The sequence below is a fragment of the Bradyrhizobium sp. P5_C11_2 genome, assembly GCF_054049755.1.
Map to the genome: position 1 here is coordinate 1 of NZ_JBFULT010000665.1, position 3644 is coordinate 3644.

Here is a 3644-nt window from a genome sequence, read left to right on the forward strand (position 1 = left end):
GCGAAGGTGGTCTTCTCGTTGGCGACCCGGAACAGGTTCTGGTTCGGGATGATCAGCAGGGTATCGACGACCTTGTGCAGCTCGTTGATGCCGGCTTCGGCGGTGCGCATGCGGCGGCCGCCCTCGAAGTGGAACGGCTTGGTCACGACGCCGACGGTGAGGATGCCCATGTCGCGCGCGGTCCTGGCGATGACGGGAGCAGCACCCGTGCCGGTGCCGCCGCCCATGCCGGCGGTGACGAACACCATGTTGGCGCCCGAGAGATGGTCGCGCAGCTCGTCGATCACCTCTTCCGCGGCGGCTGCGCCGACGTTCGGCTGCGAGCCTGCGCCCAGGCCTTGCGTGACCGCCGTGCCCATCTGCACGATGCGCTGTGCCTTCGACATCGTCAGCGCCTGCGCGTCGGTGTTGGCGACCACGAAGTCGACGCCCTGGAGGCCGGCCGTGATCATGTTGTTGACGGCATTGCCGCCGGCGCCGCCGACGCCGAACACGGTGATCCGCGGCTTCAATTCGTGAATATCAGGAACGTTGATGCTGATGGTCATGGTTGCTGCCTCTCGATCACGCGCGCGTGGGTTCGCCCCGGCCGGCGGCCGCGGGAGTTGGTGAAAGTCGGGAATTGCGGAAAAGATTCATCAGAAGCCCTCGCGTAGCCATCGTCCGACCTTTCCGAAATAACCGCCGGTCCCTGTCTTGACCTGCTGCCGCGTATGCCGCGGTTCGACATGTTCGTGGTGAACATATTGCGGGTAGACCAGGAGCCCTGCGGGCACCGCGAACGCGGCGTTCTTCGCCTCGTTGGGCAGCCGGCCAAAACCGAGCGGACGTCCGACCCGGACCGGCCGGCCGAGAATTTGCGTTCCGAGCTCGACGAGACCGGTGAGCTGCGAGGCGCCGCCCGAGAGCACGACGCGCCCATTGGGCTCTGCCGCAAAGGGCGAATCCTTCAGCCTGTCGCGGACCATTTCGAAGATTTCCTCGGCACGGTGCTTGACGATGTTGGCGATGGTGGCGCGGGAGACGATCTGCGGCAGATCCTGCTCGTCACCGGCCGTCGGTACAGACATCAGCTCACGCGAGTCCGATCCGCCGGTGAGGACGGTCCCATATAACGTCTTGATTCGCTCGGCATCGGCAATGGTCGCGGAGAGTCCGCGTGCGAGATCCATCGTGATGTGTTGCCCGCCGACCGCAAAGCCGCCCGCATGGACGAAGTGGCCGCCGGCATAGACCGCGATCGTGGTGGTCCCCGCGCCCATCTCGACGACGGCGGCGCCCAGATCGGCCTCATCGTCGGTCAGCACCGACAGGCCGGCCACATAGGGGCTCGCCGCCATGGCTTCGACGTTGAGGTGGCAGCGTTCCACCGCCAGCATCAGGTTCCGCGCCACCGTGGCGTCGCAGGTGACGACATTCATGTCGATGCCGAACTGGTGCGCGACCATGCCACGGGGATCGCGGATGCCCTTGACGCCGTCGAGCGTGTAGCCGACCGGCAGCGCGTGCAGCACGGTGCGGCCCTCGCCGGTGGCGTGGCGCATGCCGGTCGAGGTGACGCGGCTGACATCGGCGGGSGTCACTGCSCCGCCGCGGATRTCGGCSGCGGCTTCGACCAGCTGGCCGGAGAGCCGGCCGCCGGAGACCGACAGCAGCACGGAATCGACCCGCACCTTGGCCATYTTCTCCGCMAGCCCGACGGCCTGGCGCACCGCCTGCTCGCATTCGGCGAGATCGACCACCGCGCCGGCCTTCATGCCGCGCGACTGGATCTGGCTGTAACCGATCAGTTCCACCGCATGGGTGCGGCCGCGCAGGGCCTCGCTCGGCGCCGACGGCCGCAGCCGCGCGATCATGCAGGCGATCTTGCTGGTGCCGATGTCGAGGCAGGCGACGAGGCCGCCGCGCTTGTGCGGCATCGGGCGCGTCTTCGGCGTCTGGGTGCGATCAAGACCGGTCATGCGGAATCCCCGGCCTTCTTTTTCTTCTTGTCCTTGAACTGGTCCTCGCGCGCCTTGGCGGCGTCGTCCGACAATTGCACCACCAGGCGATCGGGCAGCCGCATGTCGACCGCGATGATGTCGCGGGAGAACAGCTTGTCGTCCTTGTCGAGCCTGGACAGCATCGCCAGCGCGTTGCCGACGTCCTGCTCGGGCAGGCGGATGTCGAGACCGTCCTTCAGCCTCAGGTTCCAGCGCCGCTCGCCGACGAGGATCGCGGCCTTCGTCACCGCGTTCACCTGCGGATAGCGCGCGAGCAGAGCGAGGAAGTCGCGGGCCTGCGTCTCGGCGCCCTTGCCGACCACGAGCGGCAGCGACAGGAAGCGGCGGGACACGTAGGGCTCGAGCACGGCGCCGTCATCGGCGATCACGGAGAGCCGGCCGGCCTGCTGCCACAGCGCGAACGCCTTGCGCTCGGTGATCTCGATCATGAGCTGGCCCGGATAGAGCTTCAGCACGGTCGCATCCGCGATCCAGGGATTGGCCTTGAGCTTGTCGCGGACGCCGTCGGCGTCGAGGAACAGCAGCGAGGAGCGGCCGCTGACGCCGCCGATCGCCAGGATCTCGTCCTGGCTGAGCTGCTTGCGGCCGTTGATCACGACGGAGGTGATGCGGAAGCCGGCGGAATTGGCCAGCGCATTGCGGGCGTCGCCGACCGCGGTGACGAAATCCTGGAGATGGCCGCCCTTGACGATGCCCAGGCCGCAGCTTCCGACCAGCAGCAGCACGGTCATGCTGATCCCGACCCGGCGCGGCAGATAGCGCTCGACCATCGCCACCACACGCGACGGCGGCTCGCGTTCGATGACGGCTTTGGCCTTCGCTTTGATCTTGTCCTTGGCGGCAGCGCGCGCGGCGTGAAGTCTTTCCTGGCGCTTGTCCTGCACCCACTCGCGCAGAAGCACGACCGCTCCAACAGCGGCCGCCTTCAGGTCAGCTTGGGGCCTCAGCGATCTGAAAAGCGACCGGGTGAGGCTTCCTGCACCATCCATTGCACGAGCTCGTCAACAGTTTGCCCGCAACATCGCGCGGGCCCTGGCGAACATGACGTCTCGGACGTGCCGGGCCGGGTGCTGGTCTTCAGCAGAAGAAGCCTTTCCCCATCAAAGCGTTCGCTGGAGGTGAGATCACCCGCAACAGCTCACGCGCCGGCAGCCAAAGCGCCATATGCGCCGCCAGCGTTAACCTTCGGCCTTCCTGGTAAACAAAAGGTAAACTTCGTTAACGCGGAAAGCTTTTTGCCTCGCGCTGTGAGGCATTTATGCCGCGATGTCCGGCATTTTACCGGTTTTGGCCACCAAATCGGGCGGTTTCGGCCGTTTCGCCGTTAACCAGTCCTAACTATTTCCGCACCTGCCGCTCGGCGAGCTCGATCAGGCCGCGCAGGAAGTCGACGAACGCGATGCCTTCGGCCTTCAGCGCCTTGGGGTAGAGCGAGGACTTGGTCAGCCCGGGCAGCGTGTTGGTTTCGAGATAGACCAGGCCCTTGTCCGAGGCGATGAAGTCGGAGCGGGAATAGCCGGTGCAGGACATCGCGCGATGCGCCAGCATCGCCTGCTGCTTCAGCGCGGCGGTGACCTCCGGTGTGAAGCGGCCCGGGCAGATCTCCTGCGTCGTACTCAGCAGATATTTTGCGGCGTAGTC

General features: G+C 66.2%; 3 protein-coding genes and 1 pseudogene. All 4 read right to left on the reverse strand.

Annotated elements, in window-relative coordinates; all coding sequences use genetic code 11:
* On the reverse strand, window positions 1-548 hold a 548-nt coding region (locus ACXJL8_RS36415; RefSeq protein WP_456686571.1), incomplete at its 3' end, for a cell division protein FtsZ.
* A gap of 90 nt (window positions 549-638) precedes the next feature.
* A complete protein-coding gene (gene ftsA / locus ACXJL8_RS36420) occupies window positions 639-1961 on the reverse strand; it encodes a cell division protein FtsA (RefSeq protein WP_456622400.1) in 1323 nt (440 codons plus the stop codon).
* Window positions 1958-2992, reverse strand: coding sequence for a cell division protein FtsQ/DivIB (locus tag ACXJL8_RS36425; protein WP_456686572.1), 1035 nt, complete (start codon window positions 2990-2992; stop codon window positions 1958-1960). The genes ftsA and ACXJL8_RS36425 overlap by 4 nt, the downstream gene beginning before the upstream one ends.
* A gap of 349 nt (window positions 2993-3341) precedes the next feature.
* Window positions 3342-3644, reverse strand: a pseudogene (locus ACXJL8_RS36430) (D-alanine--D-alanine ligase); the annotation flags it as partial.